The following is a 22,766-nucleotide window of genomic DNA, read 5'->3' as shown; positions in this document are numbered from 1 at the left end:
CGAAACAAACCTTGTTCTCTCTACAAATTTTGACACTAGATGTAGAAATATTTTGTTTCCTAACCACTATATCTTGTGATTTTGGAGGCCAACTTGCAAGTTAAATCTGTTTTTTACCGATCAAAACGCGCGGTGACGGCATCCCCGTGGCCAGGCAATCCCTCGGATTCGGCAAAATCGGCGACCATCTTGGCAATCGGCTCGAGACCAGCCCGCTGATAATCAATTACCTGCTGAGCGCGCAGGAATGTGTGCACACCCAAGCCAGCACCGAATTTTGCCTGTTGACCGGTAGGCAAAACGTGGTTTGACCCGGCCATGTAGTCACCCAGAGAAACTGGTGAGTACTCACCGAGGAAAATTGCACCGGCATTGGTAATGGCATCCAATGCAGCCTGGTTGTCACTCGTGTGAATTTCTAGGTGCTCGGTTGCGTAGTGATTGGTGAACTTTATAGCGTCAGTCAGACAGCTGACCAACACAACTGCAGACTGCTGCCCTTCGAGGGCGGTGCGAACTCGCTCAGCGTGACTGGTTGAAGCCACGATAGCCGCCAGCTCATTTATAACCGCGTGAGCAAGGGCCTCTGAATCGGTGACCAAAACAGATGCGGCCGCCTCATCGTGCTCGGCCTGGCTCACTAGGTCGTACGCGATGAAGCGTGCATTTGCACTTTCATCAGCAAGAATCAGGATTTCAGTGGTGCCAGCTTCAGAGTCAATACCGATGGTGCCGCGGAGAGCACGCTTGGCGGCTGCCACATAAATGTTTCCTGGACCAGTCACCAGACTGACCGGTTCAAAATCGATTTGCTTGATGCCATAGGCGAAGGCTGCCACAGCAGCGGGACCGCCCATGCAGAATACGTCCTTGACACCCAAAATTGACGCGGTAGCCAGCACCGTTGGGTGCGGACGCCCGTTGAATTCTTTTTGGGCCGGTGAAGCCAGAGCCAGTCGCTCGACGCCAGCAACCTGAGCTGGAATCACGTTCATGATTACGCTGGATGGATAAACAGCTTTGCCGCCGGGCACGTATAGACCAACAGAATCGACCGGCTGCCACCTTTGGTGAACGACGGCACCCTCAGCCAGAGTCACAGAAGTATTCTGCGGAAGAGTGGCCCGCGACACTTTGAAAACGCGCTCAATTGACTCTTCGATGGCACGACGAAGTTCTGGGCTGAGCTCAGCCTCAGCTCGTCGAAGCTCTTCCTCGGTAACCCGAAGGGGGCGAGGATCGACTCCATCGCGGGTGAGCGTTACATCGACAATTGCCGATTCACCCAGCGTACGAACGTCCTCGAGCAATGGTCGAATTTGTTCTACCGCTTGGGTGATGTCAACCGAGGCTCGCGGAACCAAACGGTTAACCTGCGCACTGTCGAAACTCTGACCGCGAAGGTCAACGACTCGCAAATTAACCGGAATTGGCTCGTTCAATGTGTCTCCTCTATTTGAAAACAAGTCTAAACGGCGAGATGAGTTGGATACCCTTGAAGAAAGAAACAGTTAGTGGGCCATGTCTGAGTTAGAGATTGAAAAAGATCCGGTTGAAGCACTGAAGGCAACCTTCAGAAGGCACGCCTCGGGTGTTTCGGTTATCACTATGCTCGATGCCGCCGGCAAGCCAGTTGGTTTTACCGCAACATCGATGACTTCTCTCGGTGCAAACCCTCCCCTAGCGAGCTTCAACGTTGCCTGCGGTTCAAGTACCTGGCCAGCCCTTGAGCAGGCCAGCTACGTGGCAATTCACACTCTTGGCGAAGGCAATTTGGCCCTAGCTCAAAAGATGGCAGCCGACCACACCCTGCGCTTTGCTGATGATGACTGGCACGAGGGGCCTTACGGCGTTCCGGTGTTTCCGGCAGCAACTTCGATTTTGATTGCAAAAATTCGTGAGAAGCACGCGGTTGCTTCAAACGCGGTAATCATTGTGGACGTTATCGAAGGACTAATTGGCGAACTTCAGCCAGCGCTGCTGTACTACCAGCGCGGCTACGTAAAGCCGGGCGAAAAACTGGCCTAAGCCTGAAGGCAGCGCGCTCCCAGCAACACTTTCAACTCACCAAATAGGTCCTGGCTAACGGTCACCTTTTGCTGCAGTTTGAAAAGCCTTTCGGTACCGTCACCAACGAGTAGCACCTGAACCTCTTCGCGGCCCGAGTGCACTCGCAAAATTCGAGCAAGTTCTTCGAGAACCTCTCGCGTGGCCTCAGTTTCAGGCATTCGTAAAATTACAGGACCATTGGAGTTCTCAGCCGAACCCTCCAGAGTTTCGATCGAATAGGCGTGCAGGCTATTGCCATCGTCACGCTGACTGATGCGACCGCGCACCACTACTACCTGGTCTGGCTGAAGGTTTCGACCGTACTCGAGGTAGGTCTTACCCATGAGCATGACGTTCATCTCACCCTCGAAGTCCTCGATCACCACCGAGCCGTACTGGTTTCCTGAGGCCCTAGCAACCCTGTGCTGCACCGAGGTAATCAAACCGGCTACGGTCACCGTTTCACCGTCTTTGATGGTCTCGCTTGAAGCAATCGCACCAATTGTCTGCTCTGAGAATCGCGCCAGTTGTGCCTCTCGGCCGGCCAAAGGATGGTCGCTGACGTACAAACCAAGCATGTCGCGTTCGTAGGCTAGCTTCTCTTTTTTAGGCCATTCCGGGCGGTCAGGAACCGAACCACCAAAGGTCTCCTGCACCGATTCATCGGTGTCAAATAGTGAGCCGAAGAGGTCAACTTGACCTACCGCCTCATTTTTCTTGAGTGATGATTGGGCGTCGACAGCTTCTTCGTGAATTTCAAGCAATGCACGGCGAGTGTGCCCCATCGAGTCGAAGGCGCCCGCCTTGATCAGGGACTCAATCACACGCTTTGAGCAGACCGTAGCCGGAACCTTGCGAAGGAAATCGTGGAAGTTTGAGAATCGGCCTTTTTCGGCACGGGAGGCAGCAATACCTTCGACGACGTTGAGGCCGACATTTCTGACAGCACCCAGACCGAATCGAATATCTTCACCGACAGCGGTAAACGCAGCAATCGATTCATTTACATCAGGCGCCAATACATTTATGCCCATGCGGCGACACTCACTTAGGTAAAGTCCAAGTTTGTCCTTAGAGTCACCCACCGAAGTAAGCAGTGCCGCCATGTACTCGGCTGGGTAATTGGCCTTCAGGTAGGCAGTCCAGTACGAGAGCACACCGTAAGCCGCAGAGTGGGCTCGGTTGAACGCGTAGTCAGCAAAAGGCAACAGCGTGTCCCAAAGCGCCTTGATGGCTGCCTCAGAGTACCCGTTTGCCTTCATGCCATCTGAGAAGCCCTCGTACTGCTTATCCAGCTCTTCTTTGTTCTTTTTACCCATCGCGCGACGCAAAAGGTCAGCTTTACCCAGCGTAAAGCCCGCAGCTTTTTGAGCTGCAGCCATTACCTGCTCCTGATAAACAATCAGGCCGTAGGTAGGGTCCAAAACCTCAGAGAGTGATTCCGACAGCTCAGGATGAACTGAGTCCACCTCTTGCAAGCCATTCTTGCGAAGCGCATAGTTGGTGTGCGAGTTCATGCCCATCGGGCCAGGTCGGTAGAGAGCAATTACCGCTGAGATGTGTTCAAACAACGATGGCTTTAGCAGGCGCAAAAGGGAACGCATTGCCGTTCCATCGAGCTGAAAAACGCCAAGGGTGTCACCGCGGGATAGAAGCTCAAAGGTTGCCGGGTCTGAATCGAGATCAAGGTCCTCAAGGATCACAGTTTCATTGCGGTTTGCCTTGATGTTCGCCAGGGTGTCATCGAGCACAGTGAGGTTTCGCAGACCTAAGAAGTCCATCTTGAGCAGACCAAGTTTTTCACAAGGCGGCTGGTCAAACTGAGTAATGACGGCACCGTCATCCTCGCGCTTCATGATTGGAATGACGTCGATGAGCGGCTCGGCTGACATGATTACGCCGGCGGCGTGGACACCCCATTGGCGCTTCAGAGACTCAAGACCCTGCGCGAGTTTAAATACCTTGGCCGAGTCTTCATCACCCTCGATGAGGTCACGGAAATCCTGGGCCTCTTTGTATCGCTCAGACTTACTGTCGATCAGGTCGTTAAGGGCAATGTCGCGGCCGAGGACCATTGGAGGCATGGCCTTAGTCAGCTTCTCACCGACAGAGTAAGGCATCGCCAATACTCGACCGGCATCTTTCAAGGCCTGCTTTGCCTTGATGGTTCCAAAAGTCACGATCTGGGCAACTCGGTCATCACCGTACTTGTCCGAGACGTAGCGAATAACTTCTCCGCGCCGCCGGTCATCGAAGTCAACATCGATGTCGGGCATGGATACACGCTCTGGGTTTAGGAAACGCTCAAAAATCAATCCGTGCTTCACCGGGTCAAGCTCTGTGATACCCAGCGCATAGGCCACGATGGATCCAGCTGCTGAACCACGACCCGGTCCGACTCGGATGCCCTGGGCGCGAGCCCAAGCGATAAAGTCGGCAACTACCAGGAAGTAGCCTGGGAAACCCATCTGCTTGATAACTTCAACCTCGTAGGAGGCCTGCTTGGCCTGCGCCTCAGGAATATCTCCCCGATAACGCCTCTGCATACCCGCAGCAACCTCTTGCTCGAACCAGCTGGCCTCAGTGTGCCCCTCAGGAACTGGGAATCGAGGCATAAGCTCGCGTTCCTGAAAATCAACATTGCAACGCTCTGCAACCAAGAGGGTGTTATCGCAGGCTTCTGGATAGTCGGTAAAAAGTGCACGCATTTGCTGCGCTGACTTTAGATAAAACTCCTGAGAGTCAAACTTGAAGCGATTCGGATCGTCCAAGGTTGAGCCCGATTGAACGCAAAGTAGAGCTTCGTGTGCCTCGGCATCGCCGGCGTGGGTGTAGTGCAAATCGTTGGTAGCCAGAAGTGGCATGTCCAGCTCTTTGGCCAGACGAAGCAGGTCGGCCATGGTTCGGCGCTCGATATCGAGGCCGTGGTCCATGATTTCGGCGAAGAAGTTTTCTTTACCGAAGATGTCCTGAAACTCAGCCGCAGCCTTCTTGGCTTCCTCGTACTGGCCGAGGCGCAATCGAGTTTGAACCTCACCTGAAACACAGCCGGTGGTGGCAATGACGCCCGCTCCGTAGGTCTGCAGCAGCTCTCGGTCCATTCGCGGCTTGAAGTAGAACCCATCGAGCCAAGCCTTTGAGGACATCCGGAACAAGTTGTACATACCCGCGGTGTTCTCGGCGAACATGGTCATGTGGGTGAATGCGCCACCACCCGAGATGTCGTCCTCGCCACCAGAACCCCATCGAACCCTGGTCCGCTCCTGCCGGTTGGTTCCCGGAGCAAGGTAGGCCTCGATACCGATGATCGGCTTGACGCCGGCTGCCTTGGCTGTTTTGTAAAAATCGAAGGCACCAAAGTTATTACCGTGGTCGCTGATTCCAATAGCCGGCATGCCCTGTTCGGCAGCTGCCTGGATCAGCGGTTTCACTCGAGCTGCGCCATCGAGCATCGAATACTCGGTGTGCACGTGTAGGTGCACAAACGAGTCTTTAGACGCAGACAAAAGCGACTCCTTAAAAGTGGTGGAAGACCAGCCTAACCCCGCGCCGAGGCTCGAGAAATCAGGCGTGCCGAGTGATTTTAGCTGGCCCTTAGGACCTCGAGGGCATGGGCAAGGTCAGCTGGATACTCACTGGTGAATTCGACGGTGCGACCCTGGGTTGGGTGTTCAAAACTCAACCTCATGGCATGCAACCACTGGCGATCAAGGTTCAATTTGGCTGCCAACTTTGGATCGGCGCCGTACATTGTGTCGCCAACCAGTGGGTGCCTAAAAGCTGAGAAGTGCACTCGGATTTGGTGAGTTCGTCCGGTTTCGAGGACCACCTCGACCAGCGATGCAGCTGGAAAAGCTTCAAGGGTTTCGTAGTGAGTAACCGAATGCTTTCCGTCATTCATGACAGCAAACTTGAACTCAGCCTTGGGGTGGCGGCCGATTGGAGCATCGAAGGTGCCTGAAAGCGGATCAGGGTGGCCCTGAATCACCGCGTGGTAAACCTTGTGAACGGCACGATCTCTAAAGGCCTGCTTGAGGCGCGAGTAGGCGATCTCAGACTTTGCCAAGGTCATGAGGCCGCTGGTACCAACATCGAGGCGCTGAACAATGCCCTGGCGCTCCTGCGCCCCCGATGTCGAAATCTGAATGCCAAGCGCCAAAAGTGCCCCCGGGACAGTTGGGCCGTCCCAACCCACCGACGGGTGCGCGGCCACTCCAGCCGGTTTATCGACCACGATGATGTCGTCATCCTGGTAAACAATCTTGAATCCAGGAACTTCAACCGGAACTATGGCCAATGGTGTCTTGGGAGTCGGCATTGAGACTTCTAGATAGCCATCAACCACTAAACGATCTGACTTACCAATAGTTTTTCCGTTTAGTAGCACGTGACCGTCTGCAAGCAAATCTGCCGCTGCGGAACGTGACAGTCCCATCATCTTGGCCAGAGCGGCATCGGCTCGCTCGCCAATCAATGAATCTGGAACCGGAAGAAGCTTGAGGGAGGTCATGGATTAGTTTTGGCCGATTTTCTCGCCGCGAATTACACGGATCGCAGCCAACACGCACATGCTGACGATAGCTATGTCGGCAATGTTGAACACAGCAAAATTAAATGGAATTTGGATGAAATCGACTACGTGGCCAATAGCAAATCCAGGATCGCGAGATAACCGGTCGATTAGATTTCCCACGACTCCCCCGAGCAAAATTCCACCCATCAGCGCCCAAGAGGTTGTCTGAATTTTACGACTGAACCAAAGCAGAGCCAAAGTTGCCAAAGTCGAGAGCAGGGTGAAAATCCAGGTTGCCCCGAAACCTAGCGAGAATGCTGCAGAGTCGTTGTACAAGAGGTTCAAACGAACAATCGAACCAAGAAAATCAACCGGTTTGGCAAACTCTAAATTTTGGATAGCCAAATGTTTTGTGAACTGATCGACACCGATAACCAGCCATGCCGTACCCAAAAACCAAACCTGGCGGACCAATGCCGCTTTTTTAACAGTCACAGACTAGTAGTTGTTTTCGTTGTTGATCTGTTCGTTCCCGAAGGCCTGGAATCCGTATGGCTCTGGTCGGAAAATGTTTTCTGCAGCTGCCGCTGGCGCCGGCGCTGTCTCAAAGTTGTAGCCAAGAGCCGGCGAGGTAACTGGTCGGTCCTCAGGCGCAACATCTGAGTCATCTAGATCGGCAAGCTGGGCCTCGATGTAGGTCTTCAGCTTGATGCGGTACTCGCGTTCAAAGCTTCGAAGCTCTTGAATGCGGTGCTCGATAAGCGCTTTGTCCTGTTCGAGGCGGCTCATGTCAGCACGCTGCTGGGCTTCGGCCTCGCGAACAACACGAGCGGCGGTCGCGTGACCCTCGGCAATTAGCGCGTCGCGCTTGGCTAGACCCTCACGGACGTGCTCCTCGTGTAGCTTTCTCGCCAGCTGAAGGAGGTTGTTGGTGTTGTTGGTGTCTAGAGTCGATGGGTCCTGAGTTGCCTCTGGGAAGGCACTCGGGGCTGCAGGGCTGTAGACCGGAGTCAAAGCCGCCTCAGCAGTCGGAGCATTAAGCTGGTCGGCCAGTCCGGCGCCGCTGCGCTGAAGTTCAGCGATACGGGCCTCAGATGCCAACAGACGCTGGCGTAGGTCTTCGTTTTCTTGGTTTACGCGTCGAAGCTCAACGACGATTTCGTCCAGGAAATCATCGACTTCATCCTGGTCATAGCCTTCGCGGAATTTGGTCGGCTGAAATCTCTTATTGACTACATCTTCGGGAGTCAATGGCATCGCGCACCTCTTTATTTGCTAAACGACCGGCTGGGGAAAACGGCTCGATAAAAGAAAAGATTACCTTAGAGAGACTGTGGTTGGGTACAACCGAGATCCGCAAAAAGTGGCGGAGCGGTGGTTTATTAGGCGATTGCCAGAACCAGTCGCTGGGCAAAGAAAATGACCATCACCAAAAGCGTCCAACCTAAGTCGAAGGCAATGGCGCCCATTCGAATTGGTGGGATGAATCGACGAACGAAGTTAAGCGGCACGTCGGTAATAGTCATAATGATTTCGAGCAGGACCAAGACCATGCCCTTTGGTCGCCAACTTGGGTTTACTGATCTGACCAGGTCCACGGCCAAACGCCCCAAAAGGGCAAGAAAAAGGATCTGCAGTAGCCACCAAAGAATGACTGACAGCAGACCCATTTCTCGAACCTAAACGATCTAAAACTAAGGACGAACGATTAGGTCGTCGCCGGTTTCGGCCTGACCCTGTTCTTCGTCATTAACAGCAACGTGGTTTGGGGTAAGCAGGAAAACCTTTGGAGTTACACGCTTAAGGTGCCCCTCTAGGCCTTCTTTTAGACCGAGCATGAAGTCGAGCATGCGCTTTGAGTCAGCCTCAGACATGTTGCTCATGTTTACGATTACTGGAATACCGACACGGTAGTTCTCGGCAACCTCAGGAGCCTCTGAGTAAGAGCGTGGCTCCATGGTGAAAATCTCGTTGACGTCTGTGTTTCCACGACGTGGGCGCATCGGGGTAACACGTGCTACCTGACGCTGTTCGCCGGCAGGAACTGCTGCCGGACGCGCTGGAAGAGCCTCGGTCTCGTCAGCAAGACCAAGCCATCCTGAAACCTGTGAAATTAGACCAGCCATAATTACCCTCCTGCGGATTACTTCTACTCCAGAATATGGCTAGTACTGCCTTTTTCCGGTAATGGCGCTGCCAACCCGAACGTGTGTCGCGCCAAAGGCAATCGCTTCTTCAAAATCCTCCGACATTCCAGCTGAAATAAATTTCGCTGACGGATCAATAGTCTGAAGCTTTTGAGATGCCCAAAGAATGGTCTCAAAATCCTGGGCCGGTGGTCGATTCAAAGCCGCGACACCCATGACTCCCAGCAGCACAAGATTTGGAGAGGATAGGACCCGGTTGGCAAATTCTTCAAGGCTCGCAGGCTGAATTCCCCCGCGCCCAGGGTCATCGGTTAGGTTCAACTGAATGAATACCTGCACCGGCTCGGGCAAGTCGATGGCAGCCTTGGCAACTGCTGTAAGCAGTGAGTCACGGTCAAGTGAATGCAGCACTTTGGCATAGGAAAGCGCCGACTTTGCCTTGTTGCTCTGCAATTGCCCGACAAAATGCCAGGTTATGCCCTCAACGCCTGCGGCTGAAACCTCTTCGGATTTTGGCCTTGCCTCTTGATCGCGATTCTCACCAAAATTTCTGGCGCCCATCGCAGCCAAATCAACCACCATAGAAGCCGGATGGTTTTTGGAAATTACCACCAATTCGACTTCGCTCGGATCCCTGCCTGCAGACAAAGCAGCAGACTGAATCCGCGACACTACACCTAAGTAGCGATCACGAAGTGAGGCGCCAGACTCGCTCAATTTTTAGCGCAGGAACTCAGGAATGTCTAGGTCGTCGCCCCAGGTTCCGTCATTTGACTGCGGCTGAGCCACGCTGGTTGATTCTTCAGAGCGAGCTTCCGCTGAGGCAGCAACCGGAGTGGCTTCGACTGCGTCGACCTCGGCGTCTTGAGGAACAACTAAAATGGCCTCGGTTGCCGGTGCAGGGTTTGATGCAAACCAGCCACCGGCTGCCGCAGCAGGAGCGGCAGAGTATGGCTTGCGCTCAACCTTGCGCACCTGCGGGGTGCCGCCATCAAAACCAGCCGCGATAACAGTAATGCGGACTTCATCTCCGAGAGTGTCATCGATGGTCGTACCGTAAATGATGTTCGCTTCAGGGCTCACGGCCTCTTGGACCAGTCGAGCGGCCTCATCGATCTCGTGAAGACCAAGGTCCGATGCTCCCTGAACCAAAAGCAATACGCCGTGTGCGCCATCGATGCTGGCCTCTAGCAGCGGGCTAGATACAGCTAGCTCGGCCGCACGAACAGCGCGGTCCTCACCCTTGGCGGTACCAATACCCATCAGCGCTGAACCAGCGCCCTTCATGACCGATTTAACGTCGGCGAAGTCGAGGTTAATCAAACCCGGAGTGGTGATTAGGTCGGTGATGCCCTGAACACCAGCACGAAGAACGTCATCGGCGGTGGCAAATGCCTCGACTACCGAAACAGTCTTGTTGACAAGTTCGAGCAGACGCTGGTTTGGAACAACAATTAGGGTGTCAACCTCACCGCGGAGCACGTCAATGCCCTGGTCGGCCTGCTGGGCACGACGCTTTCCTTCAAAACCAAATGGACGGGTAACAACACCCACGGTAAGAGCTTCAAGAGACTTTGCAATGCGGGCAACCACTGGAGCAGCACCGGTTCCGGTACCACCGCCTTCACCGGCAGTGACGAAAACCATGTCGGCACCCTTAAGTGCGGCTTCGATTTCATCGGCGTGGTCCTCGGCCGCACGACGGCCGATCTCTGGGTCAGCACCAGCACCTAGACCGCGAGTTAGTTCGCGACCTATGTCGAGCTTGACGTGTGCCTCACTCATCAAAAGCGCTTGGGCATCGGTGTTAATGGCTACGAACTCAACACCACGAAGGCCAGCATCAATCATGCGGTTTAGTGCGTTTACACCGCCGCCGCCGACGCCAACAACCTTGATAACTGCTAGGTAGTTCTGATTTAGACCCACGATAATCCTCTGCTTCCGCTTTTTATGCTTCAACCCCAAACCCTCAACCTCTACATGAGGCTTACGGTTTTACCGATTTAATGCATTGCGCCAAGAAAGTAAGCCGTAAGCGAAGGAGATTGTCGGAACTTCGTAGGCGTGTCTAAAAGTTTCCGTAACGCACTGCCGGTGCGTTCGGTGAAGACACGTCAAAGGTGACCATGTCGTTCTTCTTTTGGTTCTTGATTAGGGCAGCTAGCACCTTGGATTTCAGCACCGAGTTGGAGCCATCGCCCCAAATAATTCGCTGCCCGGAATACCCACGCAACCGCATGGTGACGTCATCTTTTGACTTGGCGTCAATCGACGCCAACCGCTCGAGCAGGCTGGCTGGGAGCGCCATCAGCACGTCAATTGCCGCCGCAAAGTTTTTACTGTTTTCCGGCAGTCCAGCGATGGCCATTTCGGGGTACTTGTCTTTACTCGTAGCCTTACCAACACGAACTCCAGCCGGGTCGTAGAGGTACTTCACTCCCCCAGATTCAATGATCACAATCGGTTGACGCTCGGTGATTTGAATTTTTAGACCGTGAGGAGGAAGGCTCACAATCGCGAAACTCTCAATCAGGGGAAACTTCTCAAGCAGGCTGGCAATCTCAGCTGAATTAACCGTCGGAAGTGGCTTGCCAATCTGACTCTTGAGGGCCTTTTGAACCGACTCTTCCTTGATTCGATCGGTACCAGAGACAGTGATTTTTTCAACCGCAAGAACGGGTGTGACCACGGTCGCCAAAACAATAAGCAACAACGATGAAAACGCAGACACAACGGTGATGGTGATGGCACGACGACGACGCGAGTAAGCGGTGAATCGTTTTGCTTCGGCAGAGAGTTTGGCGCTTAGCCCCCGCTTAGACGAAGACTTGCGCACCAAGTTGAGGCGTTTAGTTTCGCGACGTTCGATAGCCTTCGTCGGCCTTGATGTTTTGGTCGACTTGGCTGCCTTTAGTGCTTTGGTTGGCTTGGCTGCCTTTGACGCAGAATCTGCCCTCGCCGGTGCGCTCGGCAACCCCGTTGGCCTTGCCTTCGGATTGCCGGAACGTGCTTGGGGGCGCTTCACGAAACTACTTCTTTAACTCTTCCAACAGCTCTGGGCACATCCGGTAAATGTCACCGCAACCCATGGTCATGATGAAGTCACCGTCTTTGGCAATCGAAGCCGCCACGGCTGGAACGTCATCCCACTCAGGCACGTAGTGAACCTTATTTTTATCGGCGAAACGGTCTGATACCATTGCGCCCGTCACGCCCGGCTCTGGATCTTCTCGCGCCGCATAGATGTCGAGAACAATTACTTCGTCGCTAAGCGAAAGGGCGTCAGCAAACTCCTGTGCCATCAGGCGCGTCCGGCTGTAAAGGTGAGGCTGAAACACCGTGATGAGTCGACCCTGGTTGCCAAGAACAGCCTTGGCCGCTTTGATGGCGGCAGCTGACTCGGTTGGGTGGTGTGCGTAGTCGTCATAAACAGATACACCGCGAACCTGGCCGTGCAGTTGGAAGCGACGATCAGTTCCACCAAACTCGGCAATCTGAGCCAGGCTCTTTTCTGCGTCAAAACCAAGGCCAACCAAAACTGCCAACGCGCCGGTTGCATTTATGGCGTTGTGCTCGCCAGGCACCCGCAAGGTAGCCGAGTAAATTTTGCCACTGTGTTCAACACTGAACGAGACCCGAGCGCCACTGGCATCGACATCGAACAATCGGAAATTTGCGTCATCAGCCCGACCGAAAGTCAGCACTCGCTTGTCCTTGATCAACCGAGTGACTCGCACCGCTCCAGGGTCGTCAGAGCTAATAGCAACAAAATCTCGAGCGCCGCTGGCAAACCTTGCGAATTCGGCCTCAAACGCTTCTTCGGTGCCATAGTGATCGAGGTGATCGGCATCCACGTTGGTGATCAAGGCAGCGGCCGTGTTGTAAAGCAAAAATGAACCGTCCGATTCATCGGCTTCGAGAACAAACAGGTTTCCGGTGCCGCTGGCCGAGGATGCATTTAGCGAGGCAATAACGCCTCCATTCACAAAGCTCGGGTCTTCGCCCAAGCCCAAAAGCGCCGTGATAATCATTCCGGTACTCGTGGTTTTACCGTGGGCACCGGCAACGGCAATTACATCGCGCTTGGTGGTTAGGTAGGCAAGAGCCTGCGAACGGTGAATCACTGGGATTCCCCGCTCCTTGGCCAGGACGTACTCAGGATTGGTCGGCCAAAGCGCAGAAGTCACAACCACCGTGTCTGGGTTACCCAAGTTCGCCGCATCATGCCCAATGGTTATCTCGGCGCCGAGTTCACGCAGTGCGGCTACAGTCGCTGTATCGCGCAAATCGCTGCCCGTGACTCGGTGGCCCATGCCCAACAGAATTCGGGCGATGCCACTCATACCCGAACCACCGATACCGATGAAGTGAACCACTCCAAGGTCTTCGGGTACAGGCTGTGAAAAATCGGGCTTGATCATGCGGTTCCTAACACTCGTCTACAAGACTAGGCTCGAGGCTTGAAAATTGGCTTACAAAACACCGCGAATGAGCGATAGCAACCTGGATGAGCCATCTGCAATACCAAAAGCCTTGGCCTTTTCGGCCATGGCTCTCAATAGCTTGGTATTAGAAACCATCGGGATAACCTCGCTGGCAACGTATTCCGGAGTGAACTGCGCGTCTTCAACCAGCACTGAACCACCTGCGGCAACGAGACCCTCTACGTTGAAGCGCTGCTCTCCGTTGCCCACCGGGTACGGGATGTACGCGGCCGGCAAACCAACCGCCATAAATTCACTGACTGTGGAGGCACCTGCGCGTGAAATCGCAAAGTCACTTGCCGAGATGGCTAGGTCCATCCGGTCGCAATATTTCAATCGCACGTAACCCGCTTCGCTGACTTCATCGAGGTCAGATTTGCCGCCAACGATGTGCAGCACCTGAATGCCAGCTGCGGCGAGCAGATGACGTGACTGGTCGAGAGTTTCGTTAATGCGCTTAGCCCCGAGAGACCCACCGGTCACCAAAATTGTGACCGAATCCGGATCTAAACCAAAGTGCTCGCGGGCAGCACGCTTGTCTCGAAATTCGGCGATGGCCTCAATTTCACGGCGTAGCGGCATACCCACCGTGACCGCACCCTTGATCGGGGTCGATTCAAACACCACACCCACGGCAGCGGCACGCTTTGCGCCCAATTTATTTGCCCAACCTGGCAGTGCGTTGGCCTCGTGCACCACAACCGGAACACCCAGGCGTCTGGCAGCCAAATACGCCGGCGCACTGGCATATCCACCAAAACCAACTACAACATCAATCTTTTTATCTGTGATGATGTTTTCAACCTGCTTGATGGCCCGCAAAAGCTTAGGCACAAACCCAAAGGCGTAACTGCCAAGTCGGCGCGGAAAAGGCAGCCGAGCAATGGTCAGCAATTCGTAGCCGCGTGCCGGCACCAGAGTGCTTTCCAGCCCCTCTTTGGTGCCAAGCGCCCACACCTGGTCAGTCGGCGAATCAGATTTGATTTGATCAGCCAGAGCAAGTAGCGGATTCACATGCCCAGCAGTGCCACCGCCAGCCAGCAAAAAATTGGTCATCGGCGACGCCCCGGCTTGCGACGTTCCTGGTACGGATTGGCATGATTCTCTCGCTCAATTGCCAAAACCACACCGATTGCACCGAGGTTTGCCACCAACGAGGATCCACCGGCAGAAATCAATGGCAGCGGAACACCAAGTACCGGAAGCAACCTAAGCACTACCGCGATGTTTACCAGAGCCTGGAAAACAATCCAAAGCATGACTGCGGAGACCACGATGCGACTGAAATCATCTTGAGTGCGCTGCATGATTCTGAGGAACGCAAATGCCAGGAAGACAAACAGAATAATCACGACCAGGGCACCGATTAGGCCGAGTTCCTCACCGATTACGGCAAAAATGAAGTCGTTTTCAACTTCAGGAATCCAACTCCACTTCATTTTGGATTCGCCCAAACCCGCACCAAAAATTCGCCCGGCTGCCAATGCCCACATACCGTGTTCCGACTGCCAGTTGTATTCAAATGGGTCCGGAGCATTTGGGTTCATCCAAGCTGTGATTCGACCCATTCGGGAACCGCTGCTCATAATCGCCAGTGGCAGGGCCACAGCCAGAACTACAACTACAAGGTTGATTAGTTTTTGTGGCATTCCCGCCAAAATGAGCATTCCTACGAAGGTGATACCCATGATGATCACGGTGCCGAGGTCTCGCCCCAACATCACCAGGCCAGCCGCTGCGCCAGAAATCACGAGGGCTCGCACCCAAACTGCTCGGTCATGCAAGTAATCAGACTGTTGAGCCAGGTAGCTTGCCACAAAGAGAATGACCGCGATTTTCAAAAACTCAGATGGCTGGATCGCGAACAATCCAAAGTCAAGCCAGTTTCGGTTTCCGTTGATGTCTTTACCGATGAAGATAACCGCAACCTGCAAGAGCATCGCTCCGACTAGGAGCACTTTTGCCTTAGACCGAATGAAGCTGGTCGACATCAGTGACACCAGGGCCATGACTCCCAAACCGACCACCGCGAAAAAGCTCTGCTTGCCGAAAACGCTGAACGAATTATTGTTGGCCACCAACGAGTCGATAGATGATGCCGACAGCACCATGACGACGCCGAAGGTAACTAGAAAAAGCGTGACTCCGAGCAGACGGTAAAAGTGAATCGACTGGGCTCGGAAGACTTTGTCGAACCAGCGAGATGCGAGAGAGGCAAGGCTAGGAGTTGCAGTCGAAACCTGGCTGGCAGAAGGACGCCTGGCCGGCTTCACCTGAGATTTCTTCATGCTGTCTCCAAGTGCGCTCGTACAGCTTCGGCGAATTGATTTCCGCGGTCGGCATAGTCTTTGAACTGGTCCATCGATGCCGCCGCTGGGGCCAGCAGCACCACCGAACCGGCTTCGGTGAATTTGCTTGCAGCCTCAACAACCTGCGGCATTACATCGGTGTTGTCTGCAGCGCTAATTTCAAACACCGGCAGGTTTGGAATCTGGGCCGAAAGTACCTCAACGACGTGCGAGCGGTCAACACCAATCACAATGGCAGCGCTCAACCGGTCCGCAAATTTCTTGACTAAATCGTTGAGGTCAACGCCCTTTAGCAAGCCACCCACTACCCAGATGACCTTCTCGAATGAGTTCAATGAAGCAGCAGCTGCGTGCGGGTTTGTGGCCTTGGAATCATCGATCCAGCGAATGCCATCCTGTTCGGCAACTAGCTCGATGCGGTGGGCGTCAAGTCGAAAGTCGAGTAGCGCCGCTCTAACATCTGCCGGATCTATTCCGTAAGAACGCGCCATGGCCACAGCGGCAGCGGCATTTGCCATCAGGTGTGGGGTTAGCACACCGATTTTTGACAGGTCGTCCAGCGTGGCAATTTCGAGTGCAGAATTGGCTCGGTCATCAAGGAAAGCGCGGTCACACAGGATGTCTTCGACAAACCCAACCTGACTGCGGCCCGGTGTTCCGGTCGTGAAACCAATTGCTCGGGCGCCCTCGTGAACATCAGCGTTTTCTACCATTTTTTCAGTAGCCAAGTCGGCTGTGTTGTAAACACAAGCAACCGCAGTGTTCTCGTAAACCTTGGCCTTGGCATCTCGATAGGCCTCGAATGAGCCGTGCCAGTCGAGATGATCGTCAGCCAAGTTCAGAACGGCACTTGAATACGGGTGGATTTCGCCCAAGTAGTGCAATTGAAAACTCGATAATTCAACGATGAGAGCGTCAAAGCCCTCTGGGTCACGGATGGCATCGAGGATCGGTGTTCCGATATTTCCGCAGGCAATCGCCTTTTTTCCACCCCGGTTCAGCATCGCTTCGACCATCTGGACGGTGGTGGTTTTACCGTTGGTGCCAGTGACCACTAACCAATCGGCCACACGTGTGGTTTTATCGCGCACACGCCATGCAAGATCAATGTCTACCCAAATAGGAATGCTTTGCTCGGCCGACCAACCGAGGAGGTCATGTTCTGGGCGAACGCCAGGCGAAGTAACAACTAATTGAGGTCTGAAATCAATGACCTGTTGTGGAAGCCCTTTGGCGGCTTCACCGGTGATGTGAGTAACACCAATTACATCGAGAATATCGACCAGCTCTGGATCAGCTTTTTCGGCCACAACCAAAACCTGACAACCCAATTCGGCAAGGGTGTCAGCTACTGAAAAACCGGTGACACCGAGACCGAAAACCACAACCCGAAGCCCTCGCCAATCGGCATGCCAACTGTTGAGATTTTCTAATTCATTCATGTCTAGCCGTAAATCCACTCGAGGTAAAACAGTCCGATGCCACCAAGCACACAAAGACCAGCGATGATCCAGAATCTGACCACAACGGTAACCTGAGCCCAGCCCTTGAGTTCGAAGTGGTGATGCAACGGACTCATCAAAAATATTCGCCTACCCGTGCCGGTCTTCCACTTGGTTATCTTGAAGAAGACGCGTTGTACGACTACCGAGCCGGTGACGATTACAAAAATTCCACCGATAAGCAAAAGTAGGAGTTCGGTGCGCGAGAGAATTGCCAGCGCAGCGAGTGCGCCACCCAAGCCCAAGGACCCGGTGTCACCCATAAAAATCTGAGCCGGAGAAGTGTTCCACCAGAGGAAACCGGTGAGTGCACCCACGATGGCAGACGCCACGACTGCCAAGTCAAGAGGGTCGCGTACGTTGTAGCAGGAGGCAATGTTCTCGACGACCTGACCACAGGATTGGTTGAACTGCCAGAATCCAATTACCGTGTAGGCACCGATAGCCATGATCGTTGAGCCGGTAGCGAGACCGTCTAGACCATCAGCGATGTTCACACCATTCGATGCGCTGGCAACCAGAATGTAAATCCAAAGAATAAACAGGATGACGCCGATTACCGACCCAAACATCATTAGGTCAAGGCCGGTGTCCCGAACCATTGAGATTTGCGTTGAAGCTGGGGTCAATCCGCTTTCATTTGGAAACTGCAGCGCTAGCACCGCAAAGACTGTTGCAACAACACCCTGAAGTGCAATTTTTGCCCAACCGGTAAGACCTAGGCTGCGTTGCTTATGAGTCTTGATGAAGTCATCGATAAAGCCAACCAGACCCAAGCCCACTAGCATCAACAGCACCAAGAGGGCTGAAATGGTTGGTGTTTCAAAGTTGAAGAGTTTTCCTACAAAGTAGCCAAGTACAGCCGCAACGATGATGACAACGCCGCCCATGGTTGGGGTGCCGTGCTTAGTGTGGTGTGCCTGTGGGCCATCCTCACGAATGAATTGACCCCACTTGAGCTTGCGGAACAACCAAATAAATCCCGGTGTGGCCAAAAGGGTAAACGCCATGGCAACGCCACCGGCAAGCAAGATCGCTCTCACGAACTAACCTCCATCAAATCGTCCCCCAGGTGTCTTAGGTTGGCAGATTTGGATGACTTGACCAGCACAATATCGCCAGCCACAAGCATTCCACGAACATGGGCCAAAGCCTCGTCAATTGACTCGAAGTATTTTGACTCGCCGGCCCACGAACCTTCTTGTTCAGCACCCATGTGAATCAGTTTCGCCGGGGCTCCCACAACGATCAGCTGATCGATGTTGAGTCGAACCACGATTCGACCGATTGCATCGTGCTGCTCTCTTGAAGCGGTGCCAAGTTCGGCCATTTCGCCGAGAATGGCAATCGTGCGGCGACCGGAGCGGCCCAATTGGGCGAGGGTCTGCAGGGCAGCCTTCATTGAATCCGGGCTCGCGTTGTAGGCATCGTTGATTACGGTTACCCCATCGGCTCGATGCCTAACCTCCATGCGCCAGCGCTCGGCAAGCGGCATAGCCTCAAGAGCTCCGATAATTTGAGCCCTAGGAACACCAAGCTGATCAGCCACTGCAGCTGAAGCCAGAGCATTCATGACATGGTGCTCGCCAAGAATCTGAAGCTTTACTTTGCTCAATTCGGCATTTGGCCAGTGCAATTCAAACTCGGTGCCGTCGATGGTCAACGCCTGGCCGGTTGCTCGGTAATCGGCATCTCCTGCAGTTCCGAAAGACAAACGCTTTGCTTCAGATGGCATGTCACGCACATAGCCGTCATCAGAATTTAGAATCAGCAAATCATCGGCCGTCAGGCGCGCAGGCAACTCGCCCTTGATTTTGGCAGTGCCTTCAATGCCACCAAACTCACCAACGTGGGCCAATCCAACTTTCAGGACCACGGCGATGTCTGGTTTTGTGATGTCGGTCAGATAGGCAATGCTGCCTGGCCCGCCGGCACCCAGTTCAACAACCAAATACTTGGTTTCGGCATCCACCTTCAGAATCGAAATGGGTGCGCCAACCTCATTATTGAAAGATTCAATCGGGGCAATGGTCGGACCCTGGGTCTGCAGAATAGCCCGGAGCATGTTTTTGGTAGTGGTTTTCCCGTTCGAACCGGTAATGCCAATTACTTTGAGATCGGATTCCTGGCGCACCTTGGCCAGCACAAAGGCCGCCAGTTGGCCAAGAGCAGCCACCACATCAGTAACAATCAACTGCGGGGTGTCTGAAGCCTCTGCAACAAAATGATCAACGACGGCAGCCACTGCGCCCTTTTCAGCTGCAGCACCGATGAACAGGTGACCGTCAGTAACTTCACCCGGTTTGGCAAAAAATAGGCTCCCGGCACCCACCAGGCGTGAATCGGTTTCTACCGAACCAGAAACCACTGTGTCCGCGGACGTAGCTGAATCATTGGCCTGGATTAGGGCACCAATAGCACCGGCGACTTCTCGCAGGGTCAGATTAATCATGACCAACCTGATTCCTTGAGTGCTGCCCGGGCTTCAGCTCTTGCCGAGTATGGAGTTCTCACTCCCCTGATGTCACGATAATCCTGGTGGCCAGGACCAGCCCACAGAATCGCGTCACCTGGCTGAGCGAGTGCTACAGCCTTTCGAATAGCTGCTTCAGGAGGGCTAACTTCGTAAATCTCAAGCTCCGGTCGAGCCGCCAGCGCATTCTCGACTAGGGTCTTGCGAATCGAAGCTGGATCTTCAAAACGCGGGTGGTGATCCGTTACGACCAAAACATCGCAACCTTCGGCAGCGACTTTGGCCATAGCTGGCCGCTTGGATGCATCGCGATCCCCGTCAGCACCAAACACCATAAACACTCGGCCCGGCGTCACTTTACGAACAGCCGCGAGAGTGTTCAAAAATGCATCTGGGCTGTGACCAAAATCCACATATACGTCTGGACCAGATTGGCCGGTTACTCGCTCGGTGCGGCCTGGAAGGTAGGCATCAATGCCACCGGCAATTGCCTTTGCGATTCGAGCGGCGTCAAAACCAGCCTCAACCAACATGGCAATGGCCAGACCGGCATTGGCCGCCATGTGGGCACCAAGAATTGGAATTCGCGAGCGGATATTTATGCCATCTGGGCCAGCCAAAACGAAGGAAGTGTATTTCGGCGTCTCAGCAGTGATGGCAACGTGCCAGTCAGCATCCACACCCATCTCGCTGGTGATGGTCACCACCGGTATTTCACTCTTTCTGACAACTTCACGGCCGTATTTGGTGTCTAGGCAAACCACGCCGCGCTTGGCGCGCTGGGCAGAGAACAACGGCAATTTTGCCGCTAGGTACTCATCCATGTCCGCATAGTCATCTAGGTGGTCGTGACTCAAGTTTGTGAAACCAACAACGTCAAAGTGGAGACCATCAACTCTCAACTGTGAGAGGGCCTGCGCAGAAACTTCGACGGCAACAGCAGTAACACCCTTTTCGCGCATTCTCGCGATCAGCGCCTGCATTTCAGGTGACTCTGGGGTGGTGAGACGCGAAACAATTACCTCACCCGCAATGTGCCGTTCGGCGGTGGAAGTTAGGCCGGTAGTCTCACCCAGCTGGCGCAAGATTCCCTCGAGTAGGTAGCTAGTCGAGGTTTTGCCATTGGTTCCGGTTGTCGCGAACAACAGCGGCATGTTGCCTGGAACATTTCCGTAGACATAAGCTGCCATTTCACCGAGGTGGGCGCGTGGATTTTCTTGAATTAGCAACGGAACATCAATGGAACCAACTTCGGCAACCCCAGCGGCATCTGTGACAACTGCGATAGCGCCAAGCTCAATGGCCTTTGCAATGAACTTGGCCCCGTGGGTTTTTTTACCAGGCATGGCAACAAAAAGGTCTCCCGCGCGCAAGTCGCCGGTGTTCATGCTGATGCCGGTCACCTCAACCTCGCGCTGCGGCGCGGCAAGGCCAAAACGCTCGGCGAACGCTGACAAACTGACCGGTGCAACGTGGTCAGGGCGAAGAATCGGAGGAATTTGCTCTTGGGTACTCATCGCTACCATTCTTCAGCAATATTCGGAGATTTCGTGGTTGAAGGCGGTACTCGGTATGTCCGCAAAACCTGCTGCATAATTCGCTTGAACGGTGTCGCTACGGCAAGTGAGTTTCGAATAGTTCGGGTCTTGAATGCAGTCACAGCAACGACATACTCAGGGTCCTCAACCGGACCGGCCCCGATGTAAGACACCGCATATAGATTGCCGTATCGACCGGTTGCCTCATCGCGAATTTCCGCAGTACCTGTCTTGGCGCCTAGACGGTAGCCCGGCACGTATCCGTAGTGCCCGATCGGACCATGCTCGACTACTTTCTCCATCATCAGCATGGTTTCTTTGGCAGCCTCCGGCGAGATTACCTTGACACCTGGTTTTACCTCTGCCGTTGGAATGTTTCCGCCGTCATCCTCACAGCCCTCAACCAAGATTGGGTTTAATCGAACACCCTGGTTTGCGATGGCTTGGTACATCATGGCTGACTGGATAGGTGTGACCGAAATACCCTGGCCAAACATCGAAACATACTGCTTGATGCCGTCCCAGTCCTCAACCGCGTTTAGCAAGCCAGAACCCTCACCAGGGAAGTTGATCGAGGTTTTCTTACCCAAGCCAAATTTCTCGAGGTATTCATAGCGGGTCTTGTAGTCCACCGATGCACCGATTTTGATGATTCCCGTGTTGGAAGAATCCCGCAGAATTCCAGTCAAAGTGAGCTTTTCATCTGGGTGAGAGTGCGAATCGGTAACAACGTAACCGGTTTTTGGCAACGTGAATGCGTAAGGAACAACGGTTTGGGTTTCGGCGTTACCGGCACCGGTGTCGACCACGGTAGCCGCGGTAATCGTCTTCAAGGTTGAACCCGGCTCAAATGCGGTTCGGAAAATTCGTGATCCGCGGTCCTCAGCATCGCTCTTTTCAGGCGCATTCGGGTCAACACTAGGTGCCTCAGCTGCGGCAAGGATTCGACCGGTCTTGGCCTCGATCACAATCGCTGTTCCCCAGTCGGCATTGGTGTTTCTGACCGTGTCAGCCATGACCTGCTGAGCAAAATACTGAAGGTCGGCATTGATTGTGATCTTGATGTCGCGCCCTGGAACAGCCTCTTTTGTAATCACGGCACTCGATGGAATCTTGATGCCGTCAACGCCCTTTTCGAAGGTCTCACTGCCATCTTGGCCAGCCAAACACTTCTCATACATCGCCTCGATGCCCTCTACACCGATGCCCTCAGAGTCAAGGAAACCAAGGATGTTGCCGGCGACAGCGCCATTTGGATATAGGCGATCCGGAATTGGGTCGTAGTACATCCAAGGGATGTCTAAGTCTCGAATTTTGCGATACATCTCTGCATCAACACGTTTTTTTACCTGAGCGTATTCACCAACGCCAGAGATCTTGGTGAGAACCTCGGCTTTGTCCATTTGAAGAATGATGCCAATCTCGCCGGCGATTTCATCGACAGATACTTCAACGGACTTGCCATCAACAATGCGACTAACCGGCGCAACCTTGCTTGGGGCAACGTTGATGTCATAGCGGAACACAGTTCGCGCTAAAACCTCACCGTTGGCATCCAGAATCGAACCGCGCAATGCCGGAATGACTCGAGTAACCGCGCGCTTTTCGTAAGACTTTGCGTTGATTGCGTCTGCTTCGATGATTTGAAGATCAACCAACCGAACTCCAAAAACCACCGCAAGCCCTAGAACAAAGGCAACGACTTTCTTGAGTCGTTTGTTAGGGTTCCCAGGCGTCAGATAAACCAT

At 53.8% G+C, this 22,766-nt stretch carries 19 protein-coding genes; 1 reads left to right on the top strand and 18 read right to left on the bottom strand.

Annotated features, from left to right (window positions below; genetic code table 11):
- Positions 1-113 precede the first annotated feature (113 nt).
- A complete protein-coding gene (hisD, locus tag OO731_RS02600; RefSeq protein ID WP_264890543.1) occupies positions 114-1,442 on the bottom strand; it encodes a histidinol dehydrogenase in 1,329 nt (442 codons plus the stop codon).
- A gap of 79 nt (positions 1,443-1,521) precedes the next feature.
- Between hisD and OO731_RS02595 the strand changes: the two genes are divergently transcribed.
- On the top strand, positions 1,522-2,028 hold the full coding sequence (locus OO731_RS02595) for a flavin reductase family protein (protein WP_138275262.1): 507 nt from the start codon (positions 1,522-1,524) through the stop codon (positions 2,026-2,028).
- On the opposite strand, the gene dnaE is transcribed toward OO731_RS02595, so the two are convergent.
- The 17 genes from dnaE to OO731_RS02510 form a co-directional block, all read right to left on the bottom strand.
- Entirely contained in the window at positions 2,025-5,555 is a 3,531-nt protein-coding gene (gene dnaE / locus OO731_RS02590) for a DNA polymerase III subunit alpha (RefSeq protein WP_264890542.1), read from the bottom strand. The genes OO731_RS02595 and dnaE overlap by 4 nt on opposite strands.
- Before the next feature lie 77 nt (positions 5,556-5,632).
- Positions 5,633-6,559, bottom strand: a complete 927-nt coding sequence (locus OO731_RS02585; protein WP_264890541.1) for an RluA family pseudouridine synthase — start codon at positions 6,557-6,559, stop codon at positions 5,633-5,635.
- A 3-nt stretch (positions 6,560-6,562) separates the two neighbouring features.
- Positions 6,563-7,057, bottom strand: a complete 495-nt coding sequence (locus tag OO731_RS02580; protein ID WP_264890540.1) for a signal peptidase II — start codon at positions 7,055-7,057, stop codon at positions 6,563-6,565.
- Positions 7,058-7,060: 3 nt separating this feature from the next.
- Positions 7,061-7,819, bottom strand: coding sequence for a DivIVA domain-containing protein (locus tag OO731_RS02575; protein ID WP_264890539.1), 759 nt, complete (start codon positions 7,817-7,819; stop codon positions 7,061-7,063).
- 125 nt (positions 7,820-7,944) lie between these two features.
- Complete coding sequence (locus OO731_RS02570; protein WP_264890538.1) at positions 7,945-8,232, bottom strand: YggT family protein; 288 nt, start codon at positions 8,230-8,232, stop codon at positions 7,945-7,947.
- A 24-nt stretch (positions 8,233-8,256) separates the two neighbouring features.
- On the bottom strand, positions 8,257-8,688 hold the full coding sequence (gene sepF / locus OO731_RS02565; protein ID WP_138275256.1) for a cell division protein SepF: 432 nt from the start codon (positions 8,686-8,688) through the stop codon (positions 8,257-8,259).
- A 39-nt stretch (positions 8,689-8,727) separates the two neighbouring features.
- On the bottom strand, positions 8,728-9,381 hold the full coding sequence (locus tag OO731_RS02560) for a YggS family pyridoxal phosphate-dependent enzyme (RefSeq protein ID WP_264890537.1): 654 nt from the start codon (positions 9,379-9,381) through the stop codon (positions 8,728-8,730).
- A gap of 48 nt (positions 9,382-9,429) precedes the next feature.
- Entirely contained in the window at positions 9,430-10,638 is a 1,209-nt protein-coding gene (gene ftsZ / locus OO731_RS02555) for a cell division protein FtsZ (RefSeq protein WP_264890536.1), read from the bottom strand.
- A gap of 142 nt (positions 10,639-10,780) precedes the next feature.
- Positions 10,781-11,737, bottom strand: coding sequence for an FtsQ-type POTRA domain-containing protein (locus tag OO731_RS02550; RefSeq protein WP_264890535.1), 957 nt, complete (start codon positions 11,735-11,737; stop codon positions 10,781-10,783).
- Between the two features lie 4 nt (positions 11,738-11,741).
- Positions 11,742-13,133: a UDP-N-acetylmuramate--L-alanine ligase gene (gene murC, locus OO731_RS02545; protein WP_264890534.1), complete on the bottom strand. Its 1,392-nt coding sequence runs from the start codon at positions 13,131-13,133 to the stop codon at positions 11,742-11,744.
- A 51-nt stretch (positions 13,134-13,184) separates the two neighbouring features.
- Positions 13,185-14,252: an undecaprenyldiphospho-muramoylpentapeptide beta-N-acetylglucosaminyltransferase gene (murG, locus tag OO731_RS02540; protein WP_264890533.1), complete on the bottom strand. Its 1,068-nt coding sequence runs from the start codon at positions 14,250-14,252 to the stop codon at positions 13,185-13,187.
- A complete protein-coding gene (gene ftsW, locus OO731_RS02535) occupies positions 14,249-15,484 on the bottom strand; it encodes a putative lipid II flippase FtsW (protein ID WP_264890532.1) in 1,236 nt (411 codons plus the stop codon). The genes murG and ftsW overlap by 4 nt, the downstream gene beginning before the upstream one ends.
- Positions 15,481-16,947, bottom strand: a complete 1,467-nt coding sequence (murD, locus tag OO731_RS02530; RefSeq protein ID WP_264890531.1) for a UDP-N-acetylmuramoyl-L-alanine--D-glutamate ligase — start codon at positions 16,945-16,947, stop codon at positions 15,481-15,483. Before murD ends, ftsW begins: the two co-directional genes overlap by 4 nt.
- A gap of 2 nt (positions 16,948-16,949) precedes the next feature.
- On the bottom strand, positions 16,950-18,050 hold the full coding sequence (mraY, locus tag OO731_RS02525; protein ID WP_264890530.1) for a phospho-N-acetylmuramoyl-pentapeptide-transferase: 1,101 nt from the start codon (positions 18,048-18,050) through the stop codon (positions 16,950-16,952).
- Positions 18,047-19,459, bottom strand: a complete 1,413-nt coding sequence (murF, locus tag OO731_RS02520) for a UDP-N-acetylmuramoyl-tripeptide--D-alanyl-D-alanine ligase (protein ID WP_264890529.1) — start codon at positions 19,457-19,459, stop codon at positions 18,047-18,049. Before murF ends, mraY begins: the two co-directional genes overlap by 4 nt.
- On the bottom strand, positions 19,456-20,997 hold the full coding sequence (locus OO731_RS02515; protein ID WP_264890528.1) for a UDP-N-acetylmuramoyl-L-alanyl-D-glutamate--2,6-diaminopimelate ligase: 1,542 nt from the start codon (positions 20,995-20,997) through the stop codon (positions 19,456-19,458). Before OO731_RS02515 ends, murF begins: the two co-directional genes overlap by 4 nt.
- A gap of 2 nt (positions 20,998-20,999) precedes the next feature.
- On the bottom strand, positions 21,000-22,766 hold the full coding sequence (locus OO731_RS02510) for a penicillin-binding protein 2 (protein WP_264890527.1): 1,767 nt from the start codon (positions 22,764-22,766) through the stop codon (positions 21,000-21,002).

The organism is Rhodoluna sp. KAS3, from assembly GCF_026000575.1.
Classification (GTDB): domain Bacteria; phylum Actinomycetota; class Actinomycetes; order Actinomycetales; family Microbacteriaceae; genus Rhodoluna.
Note: the sequence above shows the minus strand (reverse complement) of the source record. Positions and strands in the feature narration are given on the sequence as shown.

What these genes read in the sequence shown, in the direction of transcription:
- murC (WP_264890534.1), bottom strand. Translation starts at nt 13,133, where the DNA reads ATGATCAAGCCCGATTTTTCACAGCCTGTACCCGAAGACCTTGGAGTG.
- OO731_RS02585 (WP_264890541.1), bottom strand. Translation starts at nt 6,559, where the DNA reads ATGACCTCCCTCAAGCTTCTTCCGGTTCCAGATTCATTGATTGGCGAG.
- sepF (WP_138275256.1), bottom strand. Translation starts at nt 8,688, where the DNA reads ATGGCTGGTCTAATTTCACAGGTTTCAGGATGGCTTGGTCTTGCTGAC.
- murF (WP_264890529.1), bottom strand. Translation starts at nt 19,459, where the DNA reads ATGATTAATCTGACCCTGCGAGAAGTCGCCGGTGCTATTGGTGCCCTA.
- OO731_RS02595 (WP_138275262.1), top strand. Translation starts at nt 1,522, where the DNA reads ATGTCTGAGTTAGAGATTGAAAAAGATCCGGTTGAAGCACTGAAGGCA.
- OO731_RS02575 (WP_264890539.1), bottom strand. Translation starts at nt 7,819, where the DNA reads ATGCCATTGACTCCCGAAGATGTAGTCAATAAGAGATTTCAGCCGACC.
- ftsW (WP_264890532.1), bottom strand. Translation starts at nt 15,484, where the DNA reads ATGAAGAAATCTCAGGTGAAGCCGGCCAGGCGTCCTTCTGCCAGCCAG.
- OO731_RS02510 (WP_264890527.1), bottom strand. Translation starts at nt 22,766, where the DNA reads ATGGTTTATCTGACGCCTGGGAACCCTAACAAACGACTCAAGAAAGTC.
- murG (WP_264890533.1), bottom strand. Translation starts at nt 14,252, where the DNA reads ATGACCAATTTTTTGCTGGCTGGCGGTGGCACTGCTGGGCATGTGAAT.
- OO731_RS02515 (WP_264890528.1), bottom strand. Translation starts at nt 20,997, where the DNA reads ATGAGTACCCAAGAGCAAATTCCTCCGATTCTTCGCCCTGACCACGTT.
- OO731_RS02570 (WP_264890538.1), bottom strand. Translation starts at nt 8,232, where the DNA reads ATGGGTCTGCTGTCAGTCATTCTTTGGTGGCTACTGCAGATCCTTTTT.
- murD (WP_264890531.1), bottom strand. Translation starts at nt 16,947, where the DNA reads ATGAATGAATTAGAAAATCTCAACAGTTGGCATGCCGATTGGCGAGGG.